This is a genomic window from Kitasatospora sp. NPDC043950 (assembly GCF_056435345.1).
Genome location: NZ_JBWKER010000007.1, coordinates 64540 through 89838 on the forward strand (window position 1 = coordinate 64540; position 25299 = coordinate 89838).

At 72.3% G+C, this 25299-nt stretch carries 18 protein-coding genes; 9 read left to right on the forward strand and 9 right to left on the reverse strand.

What is annotated here, in order from left to right; all coding sequences use genetic code 11:
- Nucleotides 1-649: 649 nt before the first annotated feature.
- From AC07BF_RS06925 to glgB, 4 genes are all read left to right on the forward strand, one after another.
- Complete coding sequence (locus tag AC07BF_RS06925; protein WP_363582158.1) at nt 650-2605, forward strand: alpha-1,4-glucan--maltose-1-phosphate maltosyltransferase; 1956 nt, start codon at nt 650-652, stop codon at nt 2603-2605.
- A complete protein-coding gene (gene treS, locus AC07BF_RS06930) occupies nt 2602-4326 on the forward strand; it encodes a maltose alpha-D-glucosyltransferase (RefSeq protein WP_063347760.1) in 1725 nt (574 codons plus the stop codon). Before AC07BF_RS06925 ends, treS begins: the two co-directional genes overlap by 4 nt.
- 241 nt (nt 4327-4567) lie before the next feature.
- A complete protein-coding gene (locus AC07BF_RS06935; protein ID WP_363582060.1) occupies nt 4568-6058 on the forward strand; it encodes a maltokinase N-terminal cap-like domain-containing protein in 1491 nt (496 codons plus the stop codon).
- 109 nt (nt 6059-6167) lie between these two features.
- Nucleotides 6168-8570 carry a 1,4-alpha-glucan branching enzyme gene (gene glgB, locus AC07BF_RS06940; protein ID WP_363582058.1) on the forward strand — a complete coding sequence of 801 codons (2403 nt, stop codon included), beginning with the start codon at nt 6168-6170 and terminating at the stop codon, nt 8568-8570.
- Nucleotides 8571-8618: 48 nt separating this feature from the next.
- Here glgB and AC07BF_RS06945 read toward each other — a convergent pair whose 3' ends face one another.
- Nucleotides 8619-9023, reverse strand: coding sequence for a type II toxin-antitoxin system VapC family toxin (locus AC07BF_RS06945; RefSeq protein WP_363628719.1), 405 nt, complete (start codon nt 9021-9023; stop codon nt 8619-8621).
- Complete coding sequence (locus AC07BF_RS06950) at nt 9020-9301, reverse strand: type II toxin-antitoxin system Phd/YefM family antitoxin (protein ID WP_363582054.1); 282 nt, start codon at nt 9299-9301, stop codon at nt 9020-9022. The genes AC07BF_RS06945 and AC07BF_RS06950 overlap by 4 nt, the downstream gene beginning before the upstream one ends.
- A 178-nt stretch (nt 9302-9479) precedes the next feature.
- On the opposite strand from AC07BF_RS06950, the gene pta reads away from it, so the two are divergent.
- The 3 genes from pta (at nt 9480) to pyk (ending at nt 14366) form a co-directional block, all read left to right on the forward strand.
- Nucleotides 9480-11633: a phosphate acetyltransferase gene (gene pta / locus AC07BF_RS06955; protein WP_363582052.1), complete on the forward strand. Its 2154-nt coding sequence runs from the start codon at nt 9480-9482 to the stop codon at nt 11631-11633.
- A complete protein-coding gene (locus tag AC07BF_RS06960) occupies nt 11630-12844 on the forward strand; it encodes an acetate kinase (RefSeq protein ID WP_363582050.1) in 1215 nt (404 codons plus the stop codon). Before pta ends, AC07BF_RS06960 begins: the two co-directional genes overlap by 4 nt.
- Before the next feature lie 94 nt (nt 12845-12938).
- Entirely contained in the window at nt 12939-14366 is a 1428-nt protein-coding gene (gene pyk, locus AC07BF_RS06965; RefSeq protein ID WP_063347766.1) for a pyruvate kinase, read from the forward strand.
- A 101-nt stretch (nt 14367-14467) separates the two neighbouring features.
- Here the strand turns inward: pyk and AC07BF_RS06970 are convergent, their stop codons facing one another.
- From AC07BF_RS06970 to AC07BF_RS06985, 4 genes are all read right to left on the reverse strand, one after another.
- Nucleotides 14468-15916 (reverse strand): hypothetical protein, encoded by a 1449-nt coding sequence (locus AC07BF_RS06970; RefSeq protein ID WP_363582048.1) that lies wholly within the window; start codon nt 15914-15916, stop codon nt 14468-14470.
- Nucleotides 15913-16554, reverse strand: coding sequence for a DUF6114 domain-containing protein (locus tag AC07BF_RS06975; protein ID WP_363582046.1), 642 nt, complete (start codon nt 16552-16554; stop codon nt 15913-15915). The genes AC07BF_RS06970 and AC07BF_RS06975 overlap by 4 nt, the downstream gene beginning before the upstream one ends.
- Before the next feature lie 132 nt (nt 16555-16686).
- Entirely contained in the window at nt 16687-17349 is a 663-nt protein-coding gene (locus AC07BF_RS06980) for a DUF6230 family protein (protein WP_063347768.1), read from the reverse strand.
- Between the two features lie 719 nt (nt 17350-18068).
- Nucleotides 18069-19061: a tetratricopeptide repeat protein gene (locus AC07BF_RS06985; protein WP_363582044.1), complete on the reverse strand. Its 993-nt coding sequence runs from the start codon at nt 19059-19061 to the stop codon at nt 18069-18071.
- A 494-nt stretch (nt 19062-19555) separates the two neighbouring features.
- Between AC07BF_RS06985 and AC07BF_RS06990 the strand changes: the two genes are divergently transcribed.
- A complete protein-coding gene (locus AC07BF_RS06990; protein ID WP_400806488.1) occupies nt 19556-20116 on the forward strand; it encodes a TetR/AcrR family transcriptional regulator in 561 nt (186 codons plus the stop codon).
- Between the two features lie 75 nt (nt 20117-20191).
- Here the strand turns inward: AC07BF_RS06990 and AC07BF_RS06995 are convergent, their stop codons facing one another.
- From AC07BF_RS06995 to AC07BF_RS07005, 3 genes are all read right to left on the reverse strand, one after another.
- A complete protein-coding gene (locus AC07BF_RS06995) occupies nt 20192-21892 on the reverse strand; it encodes a coenzyme B12-dependent isobutyryl-CoA mutase large subunit (RefSeq protein ID WP_363582040.1) in 1701 nt (566 codons plus the stop codon).
- 198 nt (nt 21893-22090) lie between these two features.
- Nucleotides 22091-22432 carry a DUF3817 domain-containing protein gene (locus AC07BF_RS07000; RefSeq protein ID WP_400806337.1) on the reverse strand — a complete coding sequence of 114 codons (342 nt, stop codon included), beginning with the start codon at nt 22430-22432 and terminating at the stop codon, nt 22091-22093.
- 77 nt (nt 22433-22509) lie between these two features.
- Nucleotides 22510-23049, reverse strand: coding sequence for a MarR family winged helix-turn-helix transcriptional regulator (locus AC07BF_RS07005; protein ID WP_363619291.1), 540 nt, complete (start codon nt 23047-23049; stop codon nt 22510-22512).
- A 493-nt stretch (nt 23050-23542) separates the two neighbouring features.
- Here AC07BF_RS07005 and AC07BF_RS07010 point away from each other — a divergent pair, with 493 nt between their 5' ends.
- Complete coding sequence (locus AC07BF_RS07010; RefSeq protein ID WP_363582034.1) at nt 23543-25180, forward strand: M4 family metallopeptidase; 1638 nt, start codon at nt 23543-23545, stop codon at nt 25178-25180.
- Nucleotides 25181-25299 lie beyond the last annotated feature (119 nt).

Below are 25299 nucleotides of genomic sequence, written 5' to 3' on the forward strand. Positions count from 1 at the left end.
GCCCATTCGGCGCTCACCTCGCACCGACGCGTGTCCTCGTACTCGGCCTGCTCGTTCACGGGTCGACCGGGTCGCCCAGGGGCGTGCCCCTGGAGGCGCGCGCCGGGACGCGCGCGGCTCCAGGGCCTCCCGTCGAGGACTCGGCGGGCGCCGGGCAGGTTGCCGGGGACGGCGGCGCGGGCAGGCTTCCGGTCGCACGTCCTCCCCACCCAGCAGTCCTCCCGGTACTCCCCTGGCCCATCCCCGGCCCGCGGGAGCTGCCGCCGATCTCGGGCAGGAGTTTGACATGCACGGCGACACGCGGGACCAGTCCACACCGGTGGCCGACAGCCACGACGCAGCGGTCGCGGAATCCGCCGGACGGATGGATTCTGACACTCGGACGGATCCGGCGATGCCGGCACCGCGGGCCGCCGGGGCGGTCCGCACCGAGCCGGCCGAAGCGGCCCGACAACCCGGGGCCGAGGAGGGCCGGACCGCGGCACCGCGCAGGCGCACCACCACCACGCGCCGCGCCGCCGCCATCGCGAAGGCCCCCGCCGACGCCGCCGGGACCGCCGGGACCACCGCCGAGGGCGCCTCCGGCGCCGCGCCGCGCAAGGCCTCCGCCCGCAAGCCCGCCGCCCGCAAGACGACAGAGAGCGACACCGTGATCGGCCGCATCCCCGTCCTGGACGTCAGCCCCCTCGTCGACTCCGGCCGCCGCCCGGCCAAGGCCGTCGTCGGCGAGACCTTCCTGGTCACCGCGACCGTGTTCCGCGAGGGCCACGACGCCGTCAACGCCAACGTGGTGCTGCGCGACCCGCGCGGCCGCGGCGGCCCGTGGACGCCGATGCGCGAGCTGGCCGAGGGCACCGACCGCTGGGGCGCGCACGTCACCCCGACCGCGCCCGGCCGCTGGTCGTACCTGGTCGAGGCGTGGAGCGACCCGGTCGCCACCTGGCGCCGGACCGCCGCCGTGAAGCTGCCCGCCGGGATCGACACCGCGCTGGTCCTGGAGGACGGCGCCCGGCTGCTGGAGCAGGCCGCGGTCGGCGTGCCGAAGAAGGAGGGCCGCGCGCACGTGCTGGCGGCCGCCGACGCGCTGCGCGACCCCGGCCTGCCGCCGCTGTCCCGGCTGGCCGCCGCGCTCGCCCCCGAGGTGCTGGACCTGCTGGCCCGGTACCCGCTGCGCGAACTGCTCAGCGCCTCCCGCCCGCTGCCGCTCCAGGTGGACCGCGAGCGCGCGCTGTACGGCTCCTGGTACGAGTTCTTCCCCCGCTCGGAGGGCGCGGTGGTGGATCCGAGCGGCGTCGAGCCGCCGCGTTCGGGCACCCTGCGCACCGCCGCCGAGCGGCTGCCGGCCGTCGCCGCGATGGGCTTCGACGTGGTCTACCTGCCGCCGGTGCACCCGATCGGGCGAGCCTTCCGCAAGGGGCCGGACAACGCCCTGACGGCCGGTCCGCACGACGTCGGCTCGCCCTGGGCGATCGGCTCCCCCGAGGGCGGCCACGACGCCGTCCACCCCGACCTCGGCACGATCGAGGACTTCGACCACTTCGTCGCCGAGGCCGAGGCCCTGCGCCTGGAGGTGGCGCTGGACTTCGCCCTCCAGTGCTCCCCCGACCACCCGTGGGTGAACAAGCACCCGGAATGGTTCAGCCACCGCGCGGACGGCACCATCGCGTACGCCGAGAACCCTCCGAAGAAGTACCAGGACATCTATCCGATCAACTTCGACCAGGACATGGACGGAATCGTCAAGGAAACCATCCGGATCCTCCGGTTCTGGATGTCCCACGGCGTTCGGATCTTCCGGGTCGACAACCCGCACACCAAACCGGTGGCGTTCTGGGAGAAGGTGCTCGCCGACATCGCCCGCACCGACCCGGACGTCGTGTTCCTGGCGGAGGCCTTCACCCGGCCCGCGATGATGCACACCCTGGGGAAGATCGGTTTCCACCAGTCGTACACGTACTTCACCTGGCGCACCACCAAGCCGGAACTCACCGAGTACCTCACCGAACTCACCGGTGACGCCGCCGCCTACATGCGGCCCAACTTCTTCGCCAACACCCCGGACATCCTGCACGGCTACCTCCAACACGGCGGCCGCGCCGCGTTCGCGATCCGCGCCGTGCTCGCCGCCACCCTCGCCCCCAGCTACGGCGTCTACGCCGGCTTCGAGCTGTACGAGGACGAGCCGGCCCACCCCGGCTCCGAGGAGTACCTGCACTCGGAGAAGTACGAGCTGCGCCCGCGCGACTGGACCCGCACCGACTCCCTCGCCCCGCTGCTCACCGTGCTGAACCGGCTGCGCCGGCGCCACCCCGCCCTCCAGCAGCTGCGCAACCTGCGCTTCCACCCCACCGACAACGACCAGGTGCTCGCCTACTCCAAGACCGCGACCACCCCCGAGGGCCTCACCGACCAGGTCGTCACCGTGGTCAACCTCGACCCGCACCACGTCCAGGAGGCCACCGTCACCCTCGACGGCGACGGCCCGTACGCGGTGCACGACGAGCTCACCGGCGCCGTCTACACCTGGGGCCGGCACAACTACGTCCGGCTCGATCCCTCAGCCGAGCCGGCTCACCTCCTCACGGTTCGGAGGAACCCAGCGTGACTGTGAACGAGCCCGTCCCCGACACCTTCCCGGAGACCTCGAAGAAGAACCTGGACCCGGAGTGGTTCAAGCGTGCGGTCTTCTACGAGGTGCTGGTGCGGTCCTTCCAGGACAGCAACGGCGACGGGGTCGGGGACCTGAAGGGGCTCACCACCAAACTCGACTACCTGCAGTGGCTCGGGGTCGACTGCCTCTGGCTCCCGCCGTTCTTCGCCTCGCCGCTGCGCGACGGCGGGTACGACGTGGCCGACTACAAGTCGGTGCTGCCGGAGTTCGGCGACCTCGCCGACTTCATGGAGTTCGTCGACGCCGCGCACGCCCGCGGCATGCGCGTGATCATCGACTTCGTCATGAACCACACCAGCGACCAGCACCCGTGGTTCCAGGCCTCCCGGACGGACCCGGACGGCCCGTACGGCGACTTCTACATGTGGGCCGACGACGACAAGCAGTACCCGGACGCCCGAATCATCTTCGTCGACACCGAGACCTCCAACTGGACCTACGACCCGGTCCGCAAGCAGTACTTCTGGCACCGGTTCTTCTCCCACCAGCCGGACCTCAACTACGACAACCCCCGCGTCCAGCAGGAGATGATCGCCGGACTGCGGTTCTGGCTCGACCTCGGCATCGACGGCTTCCGGCTGGACGCGGTGCCGTACCTGTTCGCCCGCGAGGGCACCAACTGCGAGAACCTGCCGGAGACCCACGAGTTCCTCCAGCGGGTCCGCAAGGAGATCGACGCCGACTACCCCGACACCGTCCTGCTGGCCGAGGCCAACCAGTGGCCCGAGGACGTCGTCGACTACTTCGGCGACTTCACCGCGGGCGGCGACGAGTGCCACATGGCGTTCCACTTCCCGGTGATGCCCCGGATCTTCATGGCCGTGCGGCGGGAGTCCCGCTACCCGGTGTCGGAGATCCTCAGCAAGACCCCGCAGATCCCCGGCGGCTGCCAGTGGGGCATCTTCCTGCGCAACCACGACGAGCTGACCCTGGAGATGGTCACCGACGAGGAGCGCGACTACATGTACGCGGAGTACGCCAAGGACCCCCGGATGCGCGCCAACGTGGGCATCCGCCGCCGGCTCGCCCCGCTGCTGGAGAACGACCGCAACCAGATCGAGCTGTTCACCGCCCTGCTGTTCTCGCTGCCCGGCTCGCCGGTCCTCTACTACGGGGACGAGATCGGCATGGGCGACAACATCTGGCTGGGCGACCGGGACGGCGTGCGCACACCGATGCAGTGGACCCCGGACCGCAACGCGGGTTTCTCCTCCGCCGACCCGGGCAGGCTCAGTCTGCCGCCCATCATGGACCCGGTGTACGGCTACCAGGTGACCAACGTCGAGGCACAGCAGAGCAGTTCGAGTTCGCTGCTGCACTGGACGCGTCGCATGATCGAGATCCGCAAGCTCAATCCGGCGTTCGGCCTCGGTACGTACACCGAACTGCCCTCCAGCAACCCCGCCGTGCTGGCCTTCGTGCGCGAACACGAGGGGGACCTGGTCATGTGCGTGAACAACTTCTCGCGGTTCGCGCAGCCGACCGAGCTGGATCTGCGGCAGTACGGCGGACGGTACCCGGTCGAGCTGATCGGCGGGGTGCGCTTCCCCTCCATCGGCGAGTGGCCCTACCTGCTCACGCTGGCCGGCCACGGCTTCTACTGGTTCCAGCTCCGGCAGCCGCCGCGGCTGAGCGGGACCAGGCGCTCGAAGTAACGATCCGCCACACCCTGCCCCACAGCACCACCAGACCCTCCGGGGGCGCGAGTTGAACCCCTGCGCCCCCGGAGTTCTCTGCACCGCCGCGTACGGAGAACAGCCCAACGGCCACCCACACGAAGGCGTGACACCTGAGCCCCGCTCGCGTGCCGCCGCCGCCGCGCCGCCGAAATCCGGAAGACTGACGGACCCGGCCAGACCCGTCGGGCAGTCCGCCCGCTTCCGGGGAAAGGGAGTCATGTCCGAAACCTCCCGTTCTCAAGCCCATGTGCAGCAGGACGCCCCCGCCGACACCGCCGCGCCGGCGGGCGCGCGGAGCACCGGGGCCCGGAGAACCGCCCTGGGGGTCAGCGAACTCGTCCAGGCCGCGCTGCCGCTGATCGCCGAGTGGCTCCCCACCCAGCGGTGGTACGCCGGAAAGGGACGGCCCATCACCGGCCTCACCCCGATGGTCGGAACCCCGCTCCAGGTCGGCGACCCCGCCCTGCTGCACCTGCTGCTGCGGGTCGAGCACGCCACCACGGCCGGCGCCCCGCACGGCGACATCTACCAACTCCTGCTCGGCATCCGCTCGGAGGGGCCCGCGGACATCGAGCCCAGCGCCGTGCTCGGCCGGCTCAACCAGGGCCCGTACGACGGCGCGGCGCTCTACGACGCCGTCCACGACCCCGAACTCACCGGGCGGCTGCTGGAACACCTCGCCACCGGCGACCGGTTCGGCTCGCTGTCCTTCCGCCGGACCCCCGGCTCCGGGCTCCCCGCCAACCTCCCAGGCCGCGCCTCCACCGCCGAGCAGTCCAACAGCTCGGTCATCTACGGCACCTCGTACATCCTCAAGCTGTTCCGCCGCATCCACCCCGGCACCAACCCCGACCTCGAACTCTCCCTCGCCCTCTCCCGGGCCGGCTCCACCCGGATCCCCCGGGTCGCCGCCTGGTTCGAGAGCCGGCTGGAACGCGCCGAACCCGCCACCCTCGGGCTGCTCCAGCGCTACCTGCCGGACGCCGAGGACGGCTGGGAGCTCGCCCTCGACCAGGTCGGCCGGCTCAAGGGCGACCCCTCCCCCGGCAACTTCGCCATCGAGGCCCACCGGCTCGGCCGGGCCACCGCCGAAGTCCACCGGGTCCTGGCCCGCTCGATGCCGGTCGCCCGGCTCGACCGCGCCCAGACCAGCCGGCTCGCCACCACCATGGCCGACCGGCTGGACAGCGCCGTCGCCGCCGTCCCCGGCCTGCTGCGCTACCGGGCCGCACTGCGCACCGCCTTCCAGCAACTCGCCGACGCCCACCCCGACGGCCTGCCCGTCCAGCGCATCCACGGCGACCTGCACCTCGGACAGGCCATGCGCACCCCGCACGGCTGGGTGCTGCTGGACTTCGAGGGCGAACCCGCCAAGTCCGTCAACGAACGCCGCGAACCCCAGCCCGCGCTGCGCGACGTCGCCGCCATGCTCCGCTCCTTCGACTACGCGGCCGCCCACCTGCTCGCCGGCGGCCCGGTCGATCCGGAACTCGCCCACCTCGCCGCCGCCTGGGCCCAGCGCAACCGCACCGCCTTCTGCGCCGGCTACACCGCCGGCGGCGGCGCCGACCCGGCGGCCTCACCGGAGCTGATGCGGGCCCTGGAGATCGACAAGGCGGTGTACGAGGTCGTGTACGAGGCCCGGCACCGGCCGAGCTGGCTGCCGATCCCGCTCGCCGCGATCAACCGGCTCGCCCTCACCGTCTGACCGCTCCGGCCCGCCCGCACCCCCTGCCCTGCCCGCCCCCTGCCCCACCCGCACCCCCGGTTCCGCCGCCCTGGAGTTAGCCCACCCCCCGTCGCAGGAGGACCCAGCCGTGACGCCGCTCGACCCGCCCGGCCGCACCACCCGCCCCGTCCCGGCCACCTTCCTGGCCGGCCCGGACTCGCCCCGGCCCGAGCCCGTCCCGGCCGAGGAGTCCGGGCCGGCCGGCGAACCCGCCCCGACGGAGGAGTCCGTACCAGTCGCGGCGTCCGCACCAGTCGCGGCGTCCGCACCGGTCACGGCCCCGCCCACGGCCTCGCTGCGCCTGCCCGAGGCGCCGCTGCCGCCGTCCGAGGTGGACCGGCTGGTCGGCGGGCAGCACCACGACCCGCACGCCCTGCTCAGCGCGCACCCGGTGCACGGCGGCACCGCGATCCGGGTGCTGCGCCCGTTCGCCGAGCGGGTGGTCGTCGAGACCACCCAGGGCCCGGCCGAACTCACCCATCAGCAGGGCGGGTTGTTCACGGGGCTGGTGGCCGGCGCCGACGCCGTGGACTACCGGCTGCTGGTGACCTACCCCGGCGGCGAGCCGCTGGCCCAGCACGACGGCTACCGCACCCCGCCCACCCTCGGCGAACTCGACCTGCACCTGATCTCCGAAGGCCGGCACGAGCAGCTATGGCAGGCCCTCGGCTCGCACGTGCGCACCGTCGACGGCGTCGCCGGCACCGCCTTCGCGGTCTGGGCGCCGAACGCCGTCGGCGTCCGGCTGATCGGCGACTTCAACCACTGGGACGGCACCGGGCACCCGATGCGCTCGCTCGGCTCGTCCGGCATCTGGGAGCTCTTCGTCCCGGGCCTCGCCGAGGGCGCCGCGTACAAGTACGAGATCCACACCCGGCAGGGCTGGGTGCTCGACAAGGCCGACCCGCTCGCCCGGGCCGCCCAGTGCCCGCCCGCCACCGCCTCGGTGGTCACCTCCTCCGACTACCGCTGGCAGGACGGCGACTGGATGGCCCGCCGGGCCCGCGCCGCACACCACCGGGCGCCGATGTCCGTCTACGAGCTGCACCTGGCCTCCTGGCGGCCCGACCTCACCAGCTACCGCGCCATCGCCGAGGAACTGCCGCGCTACCTCAAGGAGTTGAACTTCACCCACGTGGAGTTCATGCCGGTCATGGAGCACCCCTTCGGCGGCTCCTGGGGCTACCAGGTGTCCGGCTACTACGCCCCCACCGCCCGGCTCGGCAGCCCCGACGACTTCCGCCACCTGGTCGACACCCTGCACCGGCACGGCATCGGCGTGATCGTCGACTGGGTGCCCGCCCACTTCCCCAAGGACGCCTTCGCGCTCGCCCGCTTCGACGGCGAGCCGCTGTACGAGCCGGCCGACCCGCTGCGCGCCGAGCACCCCGACTGGGGAACCCTGGAGTTCGACTACGGCCGCACGGAGGTGCGCAACTTCCTCGTCGCCAACGCGGTCTACTGGTGCGAGGAGTTCCACATCGACGGCCTGCGGGTGGACGCCGTCGCCTCGATGCTCTACCTCGACTACTCCCGCGAGGGCGGCGCCTGGACGCCCAACCAGCACGGCGGCCGGGAGAACCCGGACGCGGCCGCGTTCCTCCAGGAGATGAACGCCACCGTCTACCGGCGCTGCCCCGGCGTGGTCACCATCGCCGAGGAGTCCACCGCCTGGGACGGCGTCACCCGCCCGACCGACGCCGGCGGCCTCGGCTTCGGGCTCAAGTGGAACATGGGCTGGATGCACGACTCGCTGGTCTACATGTCCAAGGAGCCGGTGCACCGCAAGTTCCACCACAACGAGATCACCTTCTCGATGGTGTACGCCTACTCGGAGAACTACGTCCTGCCGATCTCGCACGACGAGGTGGTGCACGGCAAGCAGGCGCTGGTCTCCAAGATGCCCGGCGACTGGTGGCAGCAGCGCGCCAACCACCGCGCCTACCTGGGCTTCATGTGGTCCCACCCGGGCAAGCAACTGCTCTTCATGGGACAGGAGTTCGCCCAGGGAGCTGAATGGGACCACGAGCAGGGCCCGCAGTGGTGGGTGCTCGACGAGCAGTGGCCCGCCCACCAGGACCACCGCGGCGTCCGCCGGCTGGTCCGCGACCTCAACCGGCACTACCTGGACACCCCCGCCCTCTGGGAGCGGGACACCACCCCGGACGGCTTCCGCTGGCTCGACGGCGGCGCCGCCGAGGACAACCTGCTCTCCTTCGTCCGGTACGGGGCCGACGGCTCGCCGCTGGTCGCGGTCTGCAACTTCTCCCCCGTCGTCCGGCACGGCCACCGGGTCGGTCTGCCCGACCTGGACGGCCGCGACCAGCTGTGGGAGGAACTGCTCAACACCGACGCCGAGGCCTACGGCGGCGGCGGCATCGGCAACTCCCACCCGGTCAAGGCCGAACCGACCCCCTGGCACGACCAGCCCCGCTCCGCCGAACTGGTCCTCCCCCCGCTCGCCACCCTCTGGCTCCGCCCGGCCCGCTGAGGGCCTGAGCACCAGAGTGTCTGAGCGCCTGCCCGGCCGGGCAGGCGCTCAGCTCGGCGCCGACACCGGGAAGCCGAGGTCCTCCGCGGCCCTGCCCAGCTCGCGGTCGTAGGTGATGAACTCGGTCAGCTCCGTGCGGAACGGGTCCGCGCTGGCCAGGTGCAACGCGTCCAGCGAGCCGAGGCGCGGAGTGCGGTAGGAGAGCGCCCGGGCGAGCACCGCGCTGCTGAGGTCGACCTGGTGGCTGCCCCGGAGCGCCTGGTCCACGTAGTAGGGGACCTGCTGGTGGGCCAGGCCCGCGCGGAGCAGGGTGCGGGTGATCTCCAGCCGGGCCAGCGCGCTGGTGATCAGCTCGGTCCCGGCGGGCAGCGCCTGCCGCCACGCCCGCACTGCGGCCGTCTCCGGCTCCGGCTTGATGAACTTCAGCAGCGCGCAGGAGTCGAGGTAGATCAACGGTTCCGCTCCCGTTCGCGGTCCTCCACCAGGAGGTCCGAGAGGCTGCCGATCTCCGGCAACAGGTCGAGGGCCAGCTCGGGCATGCCCTCCTCGGCGGGCGGGGTGACCTCGCCGGCCGCGACCATGCGTTCGAGGACCGTCGCCGGGGGTTCCTCCGGCACGAGTCTCAGCACGGGCCGCCCGCGGTCGGTGACGACGATCGTCGCGCCGGCCCGGACCCGCGCGACCGCCTTGGACGGGTTCTGGTTCAGCTCACGCAGTCCCATGGTCTCCATGCCCTCCAATGTAACTACGTCATGTAGGTACATCAAGGGCGGGCGGCGGCGCAAACCCCACGCCCAGGACGTTCAGCCCTTGCCCCGACTCGGCCGCTCTGCTCGCGGACGCCCGTTCGTGGTGCGAAGGTATGGTCGATATGGCCATATTCCGAGACGACGGGACGGAGACACCCACGTGGCGCGCAGCGTGTACGTGACCGGTATCGACCGGGGGGACGGCCGGCAGGCGGTCGAACTCGGGGTCATGGAACTGCTCACCCGCCAGGTGGACCGGGTCGGGGTGTTCCGGCCGCTGGTGCACGCGCACGCGGGGGCGTCTGCCGGCCACCGGGCCGGGTCCGAGCCGGGCTCGGACCACGTGGTGGAGCTGCTGCGCGGCCGGTACCGGATCGACCTGCCGAGTTCCGAGCTGTACGGGCTCAGCTACGAGGAGGCCGCCGCGCTGCAGGCCGCCCGGGGGCAGGACGAGCTGGTCTCCGCCCTGGTCGACCGCTTCCGCGCGCTGGAGCGGCGCTGCCAGGCGGTGCTGGTGCTCGGCACCGACTTCGCCGACACCAACATCCCGGACGAGCTGGCCTTCAACGCCCGGCTGGCCAACGAGTTCGGCGCCGCCGTGCTGCCGGTCGTCGGCGGGCACGCCGAGGACCCGGAGGCCGTCATCGCCGAGGTCCGCAACGCCCACCGGGCGTTCACCGACCTGGGCTGCGAGACCCTGGCGATGATCGCCAACCGGGTCGCCCCGGGCGCCAAGCAGCGGATCCAGCGCAAGCTCACCGAGAAGCTGCCGATCCCCGCCTACGTCATCCCGGAGGAGCCGGCGCTGGCCGCGCCGACCGTCGCCCAGCTGGTCGAGACGACCGGCGCCGAGGTCCTGCTCGGGGACGCCGCCGGCCTGGCCCGGGACGTCCGCGGCTTCGTCTTCGGCGGCGCCATGCTGCCCACCTTCCTGGACGCCCTGACCGAGGGCGCCCTGGTCGTCACCCCCGGGGACCGCGCCGACCTGGTGATCGGCTCGCTGGCCGCGCACGCCGCCGGCGCCCCGCCGATCGCCGGCGTGCTGCTGACGCTCGGCCAGCACCCCGGCCCGAACGTGATGGCGCTGGCCGCCCGACTCGCCCCCGGCACCCCGGTCGCGGTCGTCCCGGAGGGCAGCTGGCCGACCGCCGCGGCCCTCACCCACCTGGAGGGCAAGCTCACCGCGGCCAGTCCGCGGAAGGCCGAGATCGCCCTCGGGCTGTTCGAACTGCACGTCGACACGGCCGAGTTGACCAACCTGATCGAGGTCGGCCGGTCCGAGCGCGTCACCCCGATGATGTTCGAGCACGAGCTGCTGGAGCGGGCCCGGGCGAGCCGGCGGCACGTCGTCCTGCCGGAGGGCACCGAGGAACGGGTGCTGCGCGCGGCCGAGATCCTGCTGCGCCGCAACATCTGCGACCTCACCCTGCTCGGCGAGGCCGACGCGGTGCGCCGCAAGGCCGCGAGCCTCGGCATCGACCTCCCGCAGGAGCAGTCGGGCACCGACCGCGCCCAGGTCCGGATCGTCGACCCGACCACCAGCCCGCTGCGCCGCCAGTTCGCCGAGCTGTACGCCCGGCTGCGCGCCCACAAGGGGATGACCGTCGAGCTGGCGCTGGACGTGGTCACCGACGTCTCGTACTTCGGCACCCTGATGGTCCAGGAGGGCATCGCCGACGGCATGGTCTCCGGCGCGGTGCACTCCACCGCCGCGACCATCCGGCCCGCCTTCGAGGTGATCAAGACCTCGCCGGGCGCGGCCATCGTGTCGAGCGTCTTCTTCATGTGCCTGGCCGACAAGGTGCTGGTGTACGGCGACTGCGCGGTCAACCCCGACCCGGACGCCCAGCAGCTGGCCGACATCGCGATCCAGTCCGCCGCCACCGCCGCCCAGTTCGGGGTGGAGCCGCGGGTCGCGATGCTCTCGTACTCGACCGGCACCTCCGGGTCCGGCGCGGACGTCGACAAGGTCCGCAAGGCCACCGAGCTGGTCCGCGAGCTGCGGCCGGACATCCTGGTCGAGGGCCCGATCCAGTACGACGCGGCGGTGGACGCCCACGTCGCGGCCACCAAGCTGCCGGGCTCCGCGGTGGCGGGCCGGGCGACCGTGCTGATCTTCCCGGACCTCAACACCGGCAACAACACCTACAAGGCGGTCCAGCGCTCGGCGGGCGCGGTGGCGGTCGGCCCCGTCCTCCAGGGCCTGCGCAAGCCCGTCAACGACCTCTCGCGCGGCGCGCTGGTCCAGGACATCGTCAACACCGTCGCGATCACCGCCATCCAGGCCCAGGACGAGAAGGAGCCGAAGGCATGAGCGAAGGAACGCGCGTTCTCGTCCTGAACGCCGGCTCCTCGTCGGTGAAGTACCAGCTGATCGACATGCTGGACGGTGCCCGGCTGGCCTCCGGCCTGGTGGAGCGGATCGGCGAGCCCGGCGGGCGGCTGGTGCACACCCCGCACTCGGGCGGGCCGCGCGAGCTGCCGCAGCTCTTCCCGGACCACTCCGCCGCCCTGAAGGCCGTCGCCGAGGAGCTGGCCGCCGACGGCCTCGGGCTGGACTCCCCCGAGCTGGCCGCGATCGGCCACCGGGTGGTGCACGGCGGCAAGCGGTTCACCGAGCCGACCGTGGTCACCGACGACGTGCTCAAGGAGATCCGCCGGCTGATCCCGGTCGCGCCGCTGCACAACCCGGCCAACATCACCGGCATCGAGGTGGCCCGCGCGCTGCGCCCGGACCTCCCCCAGGTGGCCGTCTTCGACACCGCCTTCCACGCCTCGATGCCCGAGTTCTCGGCCCGGTACGCGATCGACAAGGCCGTGGCCGACGAGCACCGGGTGCGCCGCTACGGCTTCCACGGCACCTCGCACCAGTACGTCTCGCGGGCCACCGCCCGGCTGCTCGGCAAGGACCCGGCCGAGGTGAACGTGATCGTGCTGCACCTGGGCAACGGCGCCTCCGCCTCGGCGGTCGCCGGTGGTCGCTGCCTGGACACCTCGATGGGCCTGACCCCGCTGGAGGGCCTGGTCATGGGCACCCGCTCGGGCGACATCGACGCCGGTGTGGTGTTCCACCTGCACCGGGTGGGCGGGCTGTCGATCGACGAGATCGACGACCTGCTCAACCGCCGCAGCGGTCTGCGCGGCCTGTGCGGCGACAACGACATGCGCGAGATCATGCGCCGGGCCGGGGCCGGGGACGCCGACGCGAAGCTCGCCTTCGACGCGTACATCCACCGGCTGCGCAAGTACATCGGCGGCTACTACGCCGTGCTCGGCCGGGTGGACGCGATCGCGTTCACCGCGGGCGTCGGGGAGAACGCGGCGCCGGTGCGCGCGGCGGCCACCGCCGGGCTGGACGAACTGGGCATCGCGGTCGACCCCGAGCTGAACTCGGTGCGCTCCGGCGAGGCCCGGATCATCTCGCCCGCGTACGCCCGGGTGGCGGTCGCCGTGGTGCCCACCGACGAGGAACTGGAGATCGCCCGACAGGCCTTCGCCCTGGTCCACCGGCGGTCCGGGGACTGACCGGACGCCGTCTCGCCCCTCGGGATCCTTCGTTGGCGATTCCTCACGATTCGTGCCGAATGCACCTATAACACGAACGGATAGACTGATCCATATGCGCCGAGCGAAAATTGTCTGCACCCTGGGTCCGGCGACGGACTCCTACGAACAGCTGAAGGCCATCGTCGAGGCGGGCATGAACGTCGCCCGACTGAACATGAGCCACGGCAACCACGCGGACCACGAGGAGCGGTACCGCAAGGTCCGCCAGGTCTCGGAGGACACCGGCAAGGCCATCGGCGTCCTGGCCGACCTCCAGGGTCCCAAGATCCGTCTGGCGACCTTCGCCAACGGCCCGGTGACCGTCGACAACGGCGACGAGTTCACCATCACCACCGAGGACGTCCCCGGTGACCAGCACATCTGCGGCACCACCTACAAGGGCCTGCCCGGCGACGTCAAGCCCGGCGACCCGATCCTGATCAACGACGGCGTCATCGCCCTGGAGGTCGTCAGCGTCGACGGCCCGCGGGTGAAGACCGTGGTGATCGAGGGCGGCGTGCTCTCGAACAACAAGGGCATCAACCTGCCCGGCGCGGCCGTGAACGTGCCCGCCCTGTCCGAGAAGGACAAGGACGACCTGCGCTTCTCGCTGCGCCTGGGCGTCGACATGGTCGCCCTGTCCTTCGTCCGCAACGCGGACGACGTCAAGGACGTCCACGAGGTCATGGACGAGGTCGGCATCCGCGTGCCGGTCATCGCCAAGATCGAGAAGCCGCAGGCCGTCGAGGCCATGGAGGAGATCGTCCTCGCCTTCGACGCCATCATGGTCGCCCGCGGCGACCTGGCCGTCGAGTACCCGCTGGAGCGGGTGCCGCTGGTCCAGAAGCAGCTGATCACGCTGGCCCGCCGCAACGCCAAGCCCGTCATCGTCGCCACCCAGATGATGGAGTCGATGATCCACGCCTCGCGCCCCACCCGCGCCGAGGTCTCCGACGTCGCCAACGCCATCCTGGACGGCACCGACGCGGTCATGCTGTCCGCCGAGTCGAGCGTCGGCAAGTACCCGATCGAGACCGTCCGCACCATGAGCCGGATCGCCGAGAGGGCCGAGGAGGAGCTGCTTTCCCAGGGCCTCCAGCCGCTCAACCCGGGTCGCAAGCCGCGCACCCAGGGCGGCTCGATCGCCCGCGCCGCGTGCGAGCTGGGCGACTTCCTGAACGGCCAGGCGCTGGTCGCGTTCACCAAGTCCGGTGACACCGCCCGCCGCCTGTCCCGCTACCGTTCGCCGATCCCGGTGATCGCGTTCACCCCGGACGTCGCCACCCGCAACCAGCTCTCGCTGAGCTGGGGCGTCGAGGCGCACGTCACCGAGCAGGTCGGGTCCACCGACGCGATGGTCGCCCAGGTCGACCGCGAGCTGCTCAGCATGGGCCAGCTCGCCGAGGGCGCGACCGTCATCGTCACCGCCGGCTCGCCCCCCGGCATCCCCGGCAACACCAACATGGTCCAGGTGCACCACCTGGGCACCCGGGGCGAGTAACACCCCGTGGTTCCGACGCCCGTGGGGCGGTCCTCCGGTGGAGGGCCGCCCCACGGGCGTTCTCGCGACGTCGCCGCCGCCGTGGCGCGGCTACCGGTCGCCTACTTGTCGCTGTAGGGCGCGTCGTCGTTGAACAGGCGCATGCCGGGAATGGTCAGCGTGCCGCCGAACTGGCCGGCCTGCTTGGCGGTGACCCCGGTCAGCTCCAGGTCCAGCGGGATCGGGATCGAGCCGATCAGGTCGTACAGCCAGCGCGGCAGGGTGTCCGGGGTGAGGGTGATCTCGCCCAGGTCGATCGGGATCGGCAGGCCGAGCACCTTGGAGAGGTGGCCGGACAGTCGCTCCACGTACATCGTGACCGGGCCCTTGCGCATGGTCGAGGTCGAGCCGGGGGCGCCCTTCACGTGGAAGGTCTTGCCGTTGCCCTGCAACGTCGACATGTCGAGGTTGTCGATGTCGACGCTGTCCACCACGAACTTCAGCACCCGCTTGGTGCCGGTCGGGGTCCGCACGTCGTAGACGCCGTGGAAGGCCGCGCCGTGCAGCGCCAGCCGGCTGGTCGCCAGCGTCCAGTTCTGCTGCGGGACGACGTCCCCGGTGGCGGGCGCGCCGGCGGTCAGGCCGCTGGTGTCCACCGCGCAGTTGGGGTTCGCGCTCGGCGAGGACGCCGGGGTGTCGCTGGCGGCCCCGGACGGGGTGGCGGGGGCCGTACTCGGGCTCGCCTTGCCGCTCGGCTTCCCCGTCGTGCCGCCGGCCGGGCCACCGGCGGCGGAGGCCGTCGCGGCGGGCGAGGCCTGGTCGCCCGCCGGGGTCTGCTCGCCGCTGTCGGCGGCGGGCGGCGGGGTGCCGGGCCGCGCGTCGGCCGGGGCCCCGGCCGTCGGGGCCTGCGGCTGGGTCGGCGTCCCGGCGCGCGGGGCCGGGACGGCCGGCGCGGGGGCCTGGGTGGTGGCCGGCGCGGGGGTGCCGGTCGACTTGGCGCTCGGCGTCGGGCTCGGTGAACCACCCGGGTCCAGCAGGTGGTTGACGCCGCCCAGGACGTCGTCGATCAGCCCGGCCCGGTGGACCGTGTCCGAACCGCCGGGAGCGGCGGAGCGGGCGGCCGGCGGCGTGGTCGCCGGGGTGGTGGCCGCGCCGGTCGGGGCGCCGGTCGGCGTCGCGCCGGCGCTCGGCGTACCGGTCGGCGCGGAGGGCTGCTGGGTGGGCGCGGTGGTCGGCGTCTGGGTGGGGATCGCGCTCGGCCCCGTCGAGGGCGCCGTCGAGGGCACGGTGGGGGGCGCCGTGGACGGACCGGGCGGCGGCTCGGGCAGCTCGCTCTTGGGGACGGGCGTCTCCAGCGGTGCGACGTCCGGCACGGTGGCGGGCGCGGTCCCACAGGGCTTGCCCGCCGTCGACTCGGCGACGGCCGGGTTGGGGGTGTACGCGGCGGCCATCAGCAGCGCCGTCGGCACCGCGGCCATCGCCAACGCGCGGCCTCTCAGCCGGACCCGGACGGGCGTGCGCGGCGCCGCGTGTCGACCGGCGCGCTGCGGTTGGTCCTCCGACGCGCTCACCGCGCCTCCTTCGGGTCCACGGCGGCGGCCTGCTCGTTCGACGCGGCCTGTGCGGGCAGCTTCGCGGTGGGCGCTCCGGCCGCCGCGGGCTCGGTGGCGACGCTCTCGACGACGGCCGCGCTCTCGCCGACGGCGGCCTCGGAGGCCGGTGTCCCAAGTGCGGCGGCCTCAGGAGCAGGGGCCTCGGCGGCGACGCTCGCGGCGACGGCGGTCTTGGCCGCCTTCGGCTCCGGCAGTGGCGCCCAGGACGCCATCAGGCCGCCGCCGATCAGCCCCGGCAGCAGCGCCAGGCCGAACCCGGCCAGGTTGGAGACCGGGATCGAGACCAGCGTCAGCAGCGTGGTGGCGACTCCCGCGAAGACCCGCACGGTCGGCTGGAACCACGCGGTCAGCCCGAGCACGATCAGCAGCACGCCGATGATCAGCGATCCGGCGCCCGCCGTGGTGGCCATGGCCACCGTCATGCCGCCCAACGAGAGCTTGGCGTACGGGAAGTACATGATCGGGACGCCGGCGATCATGGCCAGCAGGCCGCCGTAGTACGGCCGCGTCCGACGGAAGGTACGGAACACCCGGCGCAGCCACTGGACGGGGTTCTCGTGCTCGGCGGGCCGGAATGAGGCAAGGGCGCTGGACACGGTGCAGCTCCTCGATGGTGTGAACGAGGGATGGACGAGACACGGGATCCGGCGACGGCGCACGCGCCACCACCGGTCCCACAGGTGCCGTCGGGGCGGCGGACCGGGCCCGGTCCGCCGCCCGTCAACGGCCTAGTAGCACTCGCCGGTGCCGTCGGTGTGCAGCGCGAGCTTCAGGCCGGGGAGCTTGAAGGTGCCGGCCGAGGTGGCCCAGGCGGTCTGCTGCACGTTGTACAGGTCGGCCTTGTCGGCGGCCTGGGCGAAGCCGGTCGCGCCGGACGGCAGGCCGCCGAGCTTGGACTTCCAGCCCTGGGTGGCCTCGCCCTTGAGGGTCGAGGCGTCCTGGCCGATGTTGATGTTGGTGAACTCGGCGTCCGCGTTCAGCTGGTCGAGGTCGATCAGCAGGTTCTTGGCGTAGACCTGCTTCTTGACGTCGTCGCTGTTGCCCGCCTCCAGGCGAAGGACGATCTTGGGCAGCTTCCACGGCAGGCCGGGGATGACGTTGGGGTCGGTCACCACCGACTGGCAGAGGCCCTTGATGGTCGCCTCGTCGAAGGCCGAGACCGCGACCGGGTGCGGAGTGCCGTTCACCTCGGCGTCGATCGAGCCGAACTGGGCGAAGTTCTTGCCGTGCAGCTCCGGCGTGGTGACCTTGAAGCTCTGGCCGGAGACGCTGAACGAAGCCGCCAGCGCGTTGTTGGCCATGGCGGCGCCGACCATCGCGGTGGCCGCGATGCTCGGCACCATCACCAGGGCGAAGCGCTTCCAGCGGGTCTTGCCGTAGGTCTGGGACATGCGAGTCCTCCTTCTAGGACGTACATCTCCGGCTCCCCGGCGGCGCGCCCGCGCCGGTGGGGGACTGGGATGGGAGAGAGCTACGTCCTCGGTAGCGGAGAGCGCCTTGGGCGTCGTCGGACGCGGGAGCGGCCGGCACACAGCGGCACTCCCGTCCCTCCACCGGCCGCCCTTGCGGGGCGGCGGGCAGGACCGACGACATCGGCGATCACCCCCGAGCGACAACCAGCGACCGCGCAGGGCCGCGCGGCCGGTCGAAGGACAGGAACCGCCGTGGGACCGCGGATACCCCCCTGCCCTCCCTACCGCCGACCGGGGCCGACGGATCACCCGGTGGGGATCCCGTGCTCCACGTGGCCGACCGGATCGGAGGGTGTGGAGTCAGGGACCGGGCGTCGCCGATCGTGCTCGAATCCCGGGCGAAGCACAAGAGGTTCCTTACTGACGGGTAATGCAACACCCGACAGCGTTGATCATGAAATCGACGCGACATGCACCGTGTGTGACGTCTTGAAGGAAACGTGACGAAGAAATCCGCCGGAAACACGAACGAAACACCCGTGGACAGTCACCAGGTGTGACTGTCCACGGGTGTTGTCAAGATTTGGTAAACCTCTGTCCGGTTGACCGGATTGTCGCCAAATCACCCGGCGACACCGCAGGTCATCCGCCGTGCCAGGACCCGCCCGGGACCGACCGGGCCCGAACCGGAGGCGGCGTCAGAACAGCACGCGCGCCAGCGCGGTGCGGGCCGCGGTGACCCGCGGGTCGTCCGGGCCGATCACCTCGAACAGCTCCAGCAGGCGCAGCCGGGCGGCGTCCCGGTCCTCACCGGCGGTCCGGCCGACGGTGTCCACCAGCCGGCCGAAGGCGTCCTCGACGTGACCGCCCACCAGGTCCAGGTCGGCCGCCCGCAGCTGGGCCTCGACGTCCTTCGGGTCGGCCGCGGCCGCGGCGCGGACGGCCTGCGGGTCCACGCTCTCGATCCGCTGCAGCAGTTCGGCCTGGGCGAGGCCCAGCCTGGCCTCGGTGTTGCCCGGCTGGTCGGCCAGCACGTTCCGGTAGGCCTGGACGGCGCCGCCCAGGTCGCCGCTGTCCAGCGCGTCGTGCGCGGCGGCCAGGGCCGGGTCCTCCGGCCGCTGCGGGGCGGCGTCCGACGCCTCGCCCGGGGCCCCGGCGCCGCCGACCACGCCGAAGCGCTGCTCGGCGACCAGGATCAGCTGGTCCAGCACCTTGCGGACGTTGGCCGCGCTCTCGGCGCCCTGGAACAGCGGTACCAACTGGCCGGCCACCACGGCCATCACGGCCGGGATGCCCTGGATGCCGAACTGCTGGGAGATCAGCGGGTTGGCGTCCACGTCGATCTTGGCGAGCACGAACCGGCCGGCGTACTCCTCGGCCAGGCCCTCCAGGATCGGGCTGAGCTGCTTGCAGGGGCCGCACCACTCGGCCCAGAAGTCGATGACGACCGGCACTTCGGTGGAGCGCTGGACGACCTCGGCCTCGAAGGTGTCCTCGGTGACGTCGATGACGAGCGCGTAGGCGGACTGCGCGGGGGCGACCCCGGCCGCTTCGTCGGCGGCCGCCTGGCGGGCCCGCTCGACCCGGGCCTGCTCGGCCTTCTGGGCAGCCTCGCCGGCTGCCTTCACTGCGGCGAGGTCGACCGCACCGCGCAGGGCGGAGCTGTTGAGACGCGAATTCCGTGGCTGCATGGCACCATCCTCCCCCGTCCGCGCCGCCTGCGGGCAACCAACCTCAGGAAAGTCGCCCCGCACGGGCCGCGCGGCGCGGATTCCCGGGCGCGGTGGCCCTCCCCCGGTAGCCTGAACCATTCGGCGCGGATCCCCACCCGCGCCCGCGCCGCCCCGTCCCACGGGTGCGGTGCCTGGTTGTCACTGCTTTCGCTACGAGTCGTAGCGTAACTGGAGCCGGGGTCCCGGCCGCAAGCCCCATCGGCGGTTCCGCGACGTGACCTGCCCCACTTTCCGGGGCGGCCCGGCTGCCCGAACGGGCGAACAGCCGCTACCGTTACCAGCCCCACCCATGTTACTCACCAGTAGAGCGCAAGGAGGCCCGGTTGCCGGCCCCCCAGCCCCCCGCGAACCCGGACGTCACGGGCCCGGAGACCGCGGACGGCCCCGCCCCCTCGGCGGGTGCCACGACCAGGGCCAAGGGGCGCCCGCGCAGTGCCGCCGCCGACCGCGCCATCCTCGACGCCACCCGCGAGGCCCTCGCCGAACTCGGCTGGGGCGGGCTGACCATGGGCCACGTCGCGACCCGCGCCAAGGTCGCCAAGACCACCCTCTATCGCCGCTGGCCGTCCAAGAACGAACTCGTGGTGGACGCCGTCGCCAGCCTCTTCGACGACCTGGTGATGCCCGACCTCGGCAGCCTGCGGGCCGACATCGAGGCGGTGGTCGCCCAGTTCGCCGACCTGCTGGCCCGCCCCGAGACCCAGGCCGCGCTGCTCGCGCTGTTCGCCGAGGGCACCCGTGACCCGCACCTGCACCGCCGCATCCGGGAGGCCATCGTCGACCCGCAGAAGCGCCTGGTCCGGCAGGGCCGGGCGGCCGCCCAGGCGCGCGGCGAACTCGCCCCGGACGCCGACCCGCGGACGGCCGACGAGGAGATCGACATCATCTTCGACACCATCGCCGGGACGGTAGAGCACCGCGTCCTGGTCAGCGGCGAGCCGATCACCGCCGACTGGACCCGCCGCTTCACCAACCTGCTGCTCGGCCCCTTCCCCAGCCTGCTGGCCGACTAGGCCCTGTCCGGCCGAACGCACGGCGAAGCCGCCCCGCACGGAGAAGCTCCGTAGGGGGCGGCCCACCGGCACGTCCTAGAAGGACGCGTTCTCCCGGTACGTCCCCCACTCCTCGCGCAGCGCGTTGCAGATCTCGCCCAGGGTCGCCTCGGCGCGCACCGCGTCCAGCATCGGCGGGATCATCGACTCGCCCGAGCGCGCGGCCGCCAGCATGGCGTCCAGCCCGGCCCGCACCGCCGCCTCGTCCCGGGCCTCCTTGCGCTCGCGCAGCACCCGCACCTGCTCGCGTTCGACCTCGTGGCTGACCCGCAGGATCTCCAGTTCGGGGGTGACGCTGCGCGGGTGGCAGTTGACGCCGACCACGCGCTTGTCCCCCTTCTCCACCGACTGCTGGTACTGGAAGGCCGCCTCGGCGATCTCGCCGGTGAACCAGCCCTCCTCGATCCCGCGCAGGATGCCGGAGGTGATCGGGCCGATCCCGTGGTCCTCGCGGCCCTTGTCGAGACGGCTCTTGTTCAAGATCTGCTGGAAGATCGCCTCGGCCTGCTGCTCGATCCGGTCGGTGAGCGCCTCGACGTACCAGGAACCGCCCAGCGGGTCGGCCACGTTGGCGACGCCGGTCTCCTCCATCAGCACCTGCTGGGTGCGCAGGGCGATCTCGGCGGCCTGCTCGGACGGCAGCGCCAGGGTCTCGTCCAGGGCGTTGGTGTGCAGCGAGTTGGTGCCGCCGAGCACCGCGGACAGCGCCTCCACGGCGGTGCGGACCACGTTGTTGTACGGCTGCTGCGCGGTCAGCGAGACGCCGGCGGTCTGGGTGTGGAAGCGCAGCCACTGCGCCTTGTCGGTCTTGGCGCCGAAGCGGTCGCGCATCCAGCGGGCCCAGATCCGGCGCGCGGCGCGGAACTTGGCGATCTCCTCGAAGAAGTCCAGGTGCGCGTCGAAGAAGAAGGACAGGCCGGGCGCGAAGACGTCCACGTCCAGGCCCCGGGACAGGCCCAGCTCGACGTAGGCGAAGCCGTCGGCGAGGGTGTACGCGAGCTCCTGCGCGGCCGTCGCCCCGGCCTCGCGGATGTGGTAGCCGGAGACGGACAGCGGCTTGTACGCGGGAATGCCCTGGGCGCAGTACGCCATCAGGTCGCCGATCAGCCGCAGGTGCGGCTCGGGGGCGAAGAGCCACTCCTTCTGGGCGATGTACTCCTTGAAGATGTCCGTCTGCAGGGTGCCGTTGAGCACCGCCGGGTCGACGCCCTGGCGCTCGGCGGCGACCAGGTACATGCAGAAGATCGGGACGGCCGGGCCGCTGATCGTCATCGAGGTGGTGACCTCGCCGAGCGGGATGCCGTTGAACAGCACCTCCATGTCGGCGGCCGAGTCGATGGCGACGCCGCAGTGGCCCACCTCACCGAGCGACTTGGCGTCGTCGGAGTCGTAGCCCATCAGGGTGGGCATGTCGAAGGCGACCGAGAGGCCCCCGCCGCCCGCCTCCAGGATCATCCGGTAGCGCTCGTTGGTCTGCTGCGCGTTGCCGAAGCCGGCGAACTGGCGGATGGTCCAGGTGCGGCCCCGGTAGCCGGTGGGGTGCAGCCCGCGGGTGAAGGGGTACTCGCCCGGCCAGCCGATCCGCTCGAAGCCCTCGACGGCCTGCCCGGGGGCGGGACCGTACGCCGGCTCGACCTCGTCGCCGGACAGGGTGGTGAAGTCCGCGTCCCGCTTGCGGGCGCTGTCGTACCGCTGCTGCCAGCGCTGCCGTCCGCGCTCGATCTCCTCGGCGTCCATGACCCCGAACTCCGCTCCGTACGGCCGCCACGGCACCGGGGCGGCACAGCTATTAGGACGTCCTACTAATTTACTCGGACGTCCTAGCAGCTGTCGATGGATGCCCGGGTCGAAACGCCGCGGGCCGCCCTCCCGGGGCCCGGAAACGCGCGGTGCCCCTTCCCCCGCGGGGGAAGGGGCACTCGCCGGGGCGTCGGATCAGACGCCGGCGGGCTGGCGGGCGTCCGTGCCGGTCGGGAGCCGCTCGGCGGCCTCGCGGACCACCTTGCGCTCGAAGACGAAGGACGCGAACGGGATGCAGCCGGCGGCCAGGGTCAGGATCATCCGGCCGAGCGGCCACTTCAGCTTCTGCCCGAGCAGGAAGGTCACCACGAAGTACCCGATGTACAGGTAGCCGTGCAGCATCGCGACGTACGTGGTCAGGTCCTCGGCCGCGTCGAAGCCGTACTTCGCGACCATGAAGCCGCAGAACACCAGCAGGGCCACACCGGTCGCAATGGCCAGGGCCCGGTACCAGCCCAGCAGGGGGGTCGCCTTCATACTCTTCATCGCCTCGTTCGGCAGGGATCGACCGGTACGCCCGGATCCGCGCACCGCTCCCACGAGGGTAACCGTCCTCACGGCCGCTCCCGCGCAGCCCCCTCGCCGCGGTCGTCGGTGAAGTCGCCGGCGGCGATCCGCAGCGGCCTGAGCAGTTCGAACACCTGCCGACACTGCTCGGTGTCGTACTCCTCCAGCCCGAACTCCATCGCCATGAGTTCCCGGGTGGCCTCCTCGACCGTCTCGCGGCCGCGGCCGGTGATCGCGGCGAGCACGCCGCGGCCGTCCAGCGGGTTGGGGCGGCGGGCGACCAGGCCCGCCCGCTCCAGCCGGTCGACGGTGTTGGTGACGCTGGTCGGGTGGACCATGAGCCGCTCGCCGATCTTGGACAGCGAGAGCTCGCCGGTCCGACTGAAGGTCAGCAGCACCAGCGCCTCGTACCGGGCGAAGGTCAGCCCGTACGGCTTGAGCACCGCGTCTACCCGGGAGAGCAGGATCTGGTGGGCTCGCATGATCGAGGTGATCGCCGCCATCGAGGGGACCCCGCCCCAGCGGCGGGTCCAGAGCTCGTCGGCGCGGGCGATCGGGTCGAAGTCGAGGGCTAGGGGCTTGGGCACCTCCTTACCGTACCGGCGGAGGGGGCGGGCGCTACCAGCCGTCCTGATGGTGGACAAGCGCGACGCGTGGCGGGAACCCGCCAAAAGGGCGGCCAGGTCCATACCAGGACATTGCGCCGGTGTGAATGCGGGGCAACGGGACCGGGGCGCGGCGGAGTTGACGGCCGATCGGTCCGCAGCCGCACTATCAGGCCTCGGTTCGGATGGTAACCCGCTGAAAGGCCGGGTGATTCACACCTTTTGTCCGCCCGTTCACAATCCCTCCGGCTGGCGGGACTTGGCCAATTCATGAGCAAGACCTGTCATTTGATTTGCTCGATTGTCATGCTTTCCGCCAACCCCGTCCGGTAGCCACCACCCCCACCCACCGGTGGCCCGCCGCTCGACCGCACGGGGTCCGCACGTCAGCGCCCGTCCCGCCCCTCAGGTGCCGACCCCGGCCCCCGGGACGCGGCGCGACCGCCCACACGCGGTTACCCGGAAGGACTCGTCCGTGAAGCGAAAGCTCGCAGCAGTCGCCGTACTCTCCGCCACCGCCCTGCTCACCGGCGTCGTCCAGGTGAGCACCGCCGCCCAGGCCAGCCCGATCCCCGCGGCGCAGGCGCAGGCCGCCGAGCAGCACGCGGCGGCGCTCGCCCTGGCGGGCGGCCAGTCCGGCCCGCTGGCGAAGGCCCTCGCCCTCGGCGGCCAGGAGCAACTGGTGGCGAAGGACGCCGTGGTGGACCAGGACGGCACCCGGCACCTGCGCTTCGAGCGCACCTACGCCGGCCTGCCGGTGCTCGGCGGCGACCTGGTCGTCCACCAGAGCGCCCGCGGCGCGGTGGAGTCGGTCGACAAGGCGGTCTCCGCGCAGCTGAGCCTGCCGAGCCTGGCCCCGCAGATCCCGGCCGACAAGGCCGCCGCGCAGGCCACCGGCGCCGTCCAGGCCACCGTCGGCGTCGCCGCGGACAAGGACGAGTCCCCGCTGGCGGCCGTGCACCAGACCGGCAAGGCCGAGCTGGTGGTCTGGGCGAGCGACGGCAACCCGCGCCTGGCGTACCGGACCACCGTCGAGGGCGTGCGCGCCGACGGCACCCCCAGCAGCCAGCTGCTGGTCACCGACGCCGCCACCGGCCAGGTGCTGTCCACCCACGAGCAGGTGCAGACCGCCTCCGGCACCGGCAAGGGCGTCTTCGTCGGCAACGTCCCGCTGACCACCACCCAGAGCGGCACCTCGTACCAGCTGAAGGACGCCACGCGCGGCGGCCAGTCGACCGTCAACCTGAAGAACAAGACCTCCGGCACCGGCACGCTGGTCGCCAACTCGACCAACGCCTTCGGCAACGGCCTGGCCTCCAACAGCGAGTCCGCCGCCGTGGACGCCCAGTACGGCGCCGCGGCCACCTGGGACTTCTACAAGAACACCTTCGGCCGCAACGGCATCAAGAACAACGGTGTCGGCGCGACCAGCCGGGTGCACTACGGCTCCAACTACGTGAACGCGTTCTGGAGCGACGCCTGCTTCTGCATGTCCTACGGCGACGGCAGCGGCAACACCCACCCGCTCACCGAGATCGACGTGGCCGGCCACGAGATGAGCCACGGCGTCACCTCCGCCACGGCGAACCTCAACTACTCCGGCGAGTCCGGCGGCCTCAACGAGGCCACCTCCGACATCTTCGGCACGATGGTCGAGTTCTACGCCAACCTGCCCTCCAACCCGCCGAACTACTGGATCGGCGAGTTGATCAACCTGAACGGCGACGGCACCCCGCTGCGCTACATGGACAAGCCCAGCAAGGACGGCGCCTCGGCGGACTCCTGGTACTCGGGCGTCGGCAACCTCGACGTCCACTACTCCTCGGGCATCGCCAACCACTTCTTCTACCTGCTGTCCGAGGGCAGCGGCGCGAAGAGCATCAACGGCTTCAGCTACAACAGCCCGACCTCCAACGGCTCGGCCGTCACCGGCATCGGCCGGGACAAGGCCGCGCAGATCTGGTACCGCGCGCTGACCGTCTACTTCACCTCCACCACCAACTACGCGAGTGCCCGCACCGGCACCCTGAAGGCCGCCTCCGACCTGTACGGCGCCACCAGCGCCGAGTACAAGGCGGTCGCGGCCGCGTGGAGCGGCGTCAACGTCAACTGACGCACGGCGCACGGCGCACGGCGACAGGACGTCCGGGGCCCCCGTGGAGGGCGGCCCCGGGCGTCCGCGCACCCCCTCGCACGCCCGCCCCTGCACGCCCGCCCTCCCCCGCGCGTGCC

Coding starts and splice junctions, on each gene's coding strand:
- AC07BF_RS06950 (WP_363582054.1), bottom strand. CDS start 9,301: ATGGAGACCATGGGACTGCGTGAGCTGAACCAGAACCCGTCCAAGGCG.
- AC07BF_RS06935 (WP_363582060.1), top strand. CDS start 4,568: ATGTCCGAAACCTCCCGTTCTCAAGCCCATGTGCAGCAGGACGCCCCC.
- AC07BF_RS06995 (WP_363582040.1), bottom strand. CDS start 21,892: ATGGACGCCGAGGAGATCGAGCGCGGACGGCAGCGCTGGCAGCAGCGG.
- AC07BF_RS07000 (WP_400806337.1), bottom strand. CDS start 22,432: ATGAAGGCGACCCCCCTGCTGGGCTGGTACCGGGCCCTGGCCATTGCG.
- AC07BF_RS06960 (WP_363582050.1), top strand. CDS start 11,630: ATGAGCGAAGGAACGCGCGTTCTCGTCCTGAACGCCGGCTCCTCGTCG.
- AC07BF_RS06985 (WP_363582044.1), bottom strand. CDS start 19,061: ATGCAGCCACGGAATTCGCGTCTCAACAGCTCCGCCCTGCGCGGTGCG.
- AC07BF_RS06980 (WP_063347768.1), bottom strand. CDS start 17,349: ATGTCCCAGACCTACGGCAAGACCCGCTGGAAGCGCTTCGCCCTGGTG.
- pyk (WP_063347766.1), top strand. CDS start 12,939: ATGCGCCGAGCGAAAATTGTCTGCACCCTGGGTCCGGCGACGGACTCC.